The organism is Streptosporangium sp. NPDC001559 (assembly GCF_042893955.1).
Classification (GTDB): domain Bacteria; phylum Actinomycetota; class Actinomycetes; order Streptosporangiales; family Streptosporangiaceae; genus Streptosporangium.
The window spans coordinates 1-3,807 of the sequence record NZ_JBIAVG010000042.1 but is presented as its reverse complement, the minus strand read 5'-3'; the positions used below and the strand labels follow the sequence as shown (position 1 = coordinate 3,807).

The 3,807-nt window shown below is 70.5% G+C and carries 1 protein-coding gene; it reads left to right on the top strand.

Annotation, left to right across the window (positions count from 1 at the left end):
• Window positions 1-755: 755 nt before the first annotated feature.
• Window positions 756-3,807, top strand: a 3,052-nt coding sequence (locus ACFYY8_RS42025) for an amino acid adenylation domain-containing protein (RefSeq protein WP_390050687.1), incomplete at its 3' end; no start/stop codon positions are given.

The window sequence follows — 3,807 nt, the reverse complement described above, 5'->3', positions numbered from 1 at the left end:
CGGGTTCGGTCACCGCGACGCGGTCGGGGTGTTCCCGGGCCCGCACCTCGAACACCTCATGCACCGCACCATCGGCGTGACTCCTGGAGAACGTTTTGGTCATGACACGGGACCCTTCCGAAAATCACGCCACACAGCCGCCGGTGAAATATGTGCAGGTAGCCCGCAACCACGCTTCCATTAGGGCGCGCATCCAATAGCGCCAAAAACAGCGTGGTCCCCGTTCCTGGGAGATCAACCCCTAAGGGACTCTTGCGCAACACATCTTGTGCACTGATTCCTACGGTGTCAATAGTTTCACCGACCGCAACAGCCGTAATCCATTACGACTGTTCAATAGTCGTTCACTATGCCCCCTCTCACCATGAGAAACAGAACGCCTCCATCATGTAACCCGGGCCAGAAAGCCCTGCTGTCAAGGCATCCCCTTGACACTCACACCTTGACAAGATAGCTTGCGCAAGGATTCCTTAGGTTGCGAAAAACGCATGTACCGGGGTGCCGTCCCCCGGCCCAGCGCTCCGCCGTTCGCGGACAACCGAAACGGGTTATAGCGCACAGCCCCCACATTCTCGCCAGTAGCACCAGCCCGATTTCCAGAGGAGTTCCGTGCCATGACAAAGGCATTTTCCACGAGCAAAACAGCACGTGGATTGGGGGTCTGGAACTCCGAGGTCACCGCTATGTTACGAAAAGCTGGGTGGGAATCCCTGCTGGCTCTGCGCGCTAAAGAGCATCCCGATGGACCCGCTGTAGTGGGTCCGCGCCTGACCTTTTCCCACGCCGAACTCGACCGGCGCACCGCCGTACTCGCCGGGCTGCTGCGCGGGCACGGGGTGGTCCCGGGACAGGTCGTCGCCGTGCGCGCGCAGGACCCGGTGAACGGCCTGGTCGCGATGCTCGCCGTACTGCGGGCGGGCGCCGCCCACCTCGCGCTCGACCCCGCCGCCCCCGCCGACCGCCACCGGTTCACCCTGCGGGACAGCGCCGCCCGCCTTCTCCTCAGCGATGGCGGCGACGGCGATGCCCTGGGAGAGATCCCCCTGGTACGGCTCGACGCGAACCTCGGTGACGAGGTGGCCGAGGCGTCCGGCCTCACCCCGCCCGACCCGGCCCACCCCGCCTATCTCGTGTACACCTCCGGCACGACCGGCAGGCCCAAGGGCGTCAGCGTCTCGTACGGCGCACTGGCCGAGCACCTCGCCGGGATCGGCGAGCGGTTCGGACTGCGTGAGGACGACCGTGTCCTGCGGTTCGCGCAGCCGTACGTGGACGTCGCCGTCGAGCAGGCGCTCGCGCCGCTGACCGTCGGGGCGAGCGTCGTCTTCGGCGAGGAGCGCGCCCCCGCGATCGGCGACCTCCTCGACCTCCTGCGTCGTGAGCGGGTCACGGTCGCCAACCTGCCCGCCGGCTACTGGAACGAGCTGGCCCTCGGACTCGACCGGACTCCGCTGCCCGAGGGGCACAGCCTCCGGCTGATGATCTCCGGCAGCGAGCGGATGTCCCCCCGGGCCGCCCGCTCGTGGCTTCGGCACGCCCCGGACGTGCGGCTGCTCAACGCCTACGGGCCGACCGAGTGTGTGATCACCGCGACCGTCCACGAGGTGACCGAGGTCGTGACGGACGAGATCCCGATCGGCACCGCCTGCGGCGACCGAGTGCTCCACGTCCTCGACCAGGACCTCACGCCCTGCCCGACCGGGGTCGCCGGGGAGCTCTACGTCGGCGGCGGCCCCCTCGCCCTCGGCTACACGGGACAACCCGGACTGACGGCCCAGCGTTTCGTGCCCGACCCGTACGGCGCCCCCGGCGCGCGCATGTACCGCACGGGCGACCTCGTCCGCCTCGACGCGGACGGAAGGCTGGACTTCCTCGGCAGGACCGACGACCAGGTCAAGATCCGGGGACACCGCGTCGAGCCGGCGGAGACCCAGCGGGTCCTGGAGCAGCACCCCGCGGTACGGCGGTGCGCGGTGCTCGGCCGGGACGACGAGGACGGCAGGACCCGGCTTGTCGGCTACGTGGTCACCGAGACGCCGAACGTCGGGGAACTGATGGCGTTCCTGGCCGAGCGACTGCCCGCCTACCTGCTGCCCGCGCACCTGATCCCGCTGGACCGGCTGCCGCTGACCGAGGGCGGCAAACTCGACCGCGACGCGTTGCCGCCGCTCCCGCGCGGCCCGGAGCACGGCGAGGGGACCGAACCCCCGCGGACCGAGACGGAACAGCTGCTGGCCGACCTGTGGCAGGAGGTCCTCGGCGTCGAGAGCGTCGGACGCGGTGACGACTTCTTCGCGCTCGGCGGTGACTCGCTCGCCGCGCTCCGCATCACCGCCAGGCTGTTCGGCCACTTCGGCAAGGGCCTGTCGCCCCAGGCCGTCTTCGACACCCCGGTCCTGGCCGACCTGGCGGCGCGACTCGACGTGGAACGCGCCCCCCAGCCGGCTCCGGCCGCCGAGCCGGAGCCCGCCGCGCCGTACGAGGAGGAGGGCAGGCCGCTCTCCCTCGGGCAGCACGCCCTGTGGCTGGCCGAGCAGTGGAACCCGGGCGCGCCGCTCTACAACGTGCCGTGGCTGTTCCGGCTGCGTGGCGCGATCGACGTCCCGGCGCTCGAACGGTCCCTGAACGCGCTCGTCGAACGGCACGAGGCCCTGCGCACCGCCTTCCCCGCCACCCTCGGCGAACCGGAACAGGACGTCCTGTCCTCCTCCCTCGTACGGCTCACCATCGGGGAGCACGTCGAGGAGTACTCCGAGGAGGTCGTCGCCCGCGAGGCCCGCAGGCCGTTCGACCTGGAGCGGGGGCCGCTGCTGCGGACCCTGCTGACGCGCGACGGCGAGGACGGCTGGGTGCTGCTGGTCGTCCTGCACCACATCGTGTGGGACGAGTGGTCACTCGGCGTCTTCGAGACCGAACTGGCCGAGATCTACGCCGCCGCCCTCGACGGCCGGGAGCCCCGGCTCACCGAGCTGCCCACCCGCTCTCGCGACCACGCCGTACGGCAGCGCCGCCTGGTACGCGGGAACGCCCTGGACGAGGGACTGGCCTACTGGGAGCGCAGACTCGAAGGCGCCCCGAGGGAACTCGACCTGCCCACCGACCGTGTCCCCGGGGAGCGCACCCCGGCGGGCGCCGCCGTACGGTTCGACCTCGGGGCCGACCTCGCGGAGCGGGTGCGCGACCTGGCGCGGGCGGAGGGCGCGACGCCGTTCATGGTGCTCCTGGCCGCCTTCTGCCTGACGCTGCGTAGCCGTACCGGGCAGGAGGACCTCGTCGTCGCCACGCCCGTCGCCGACCGGGAGCACGACGAGGAGGGCCTGATCGGCTACTTCGTCAACCTGGTCCCGCTGCGGGTGCGGGCACGGACGGACGTGGGCTTCCGCGAACTGCTCGGCCAGGTGCGTGAGGACGTGCTCGCCGACCTCGGCCACCAGGACGTGCCCTTCCAGCTCCTCCTCGACCGTGTCGCCCGCGACCACTCGGGGGAACGCGCCGCCTTCGCCCAGGTCGCCTTCGAGATGCACCGCCACGACGCCCGCCCGGTACGGCTCGGCACGGCGACCGGGACCCGCGAGCTGGTCCCGACCGGAACCTCGAAGTTCGACCTGACCTGGCAGATCACCGACGACGGCGAGCGGATCTTCGGCGTCGTCGAGTACAGCACGGACCTGTTCGACGCCGCGACGGTCGCGGGGCTGGCCGCCGGGTGGCGGGACACGCTGCGGAGGGTCGTGGAGGTTCCGGTGCATGAGGTGTTCGAGGTGCGGGCCCGGGAACACCCCGACCGCGTCGCGGTGACCGAACCCA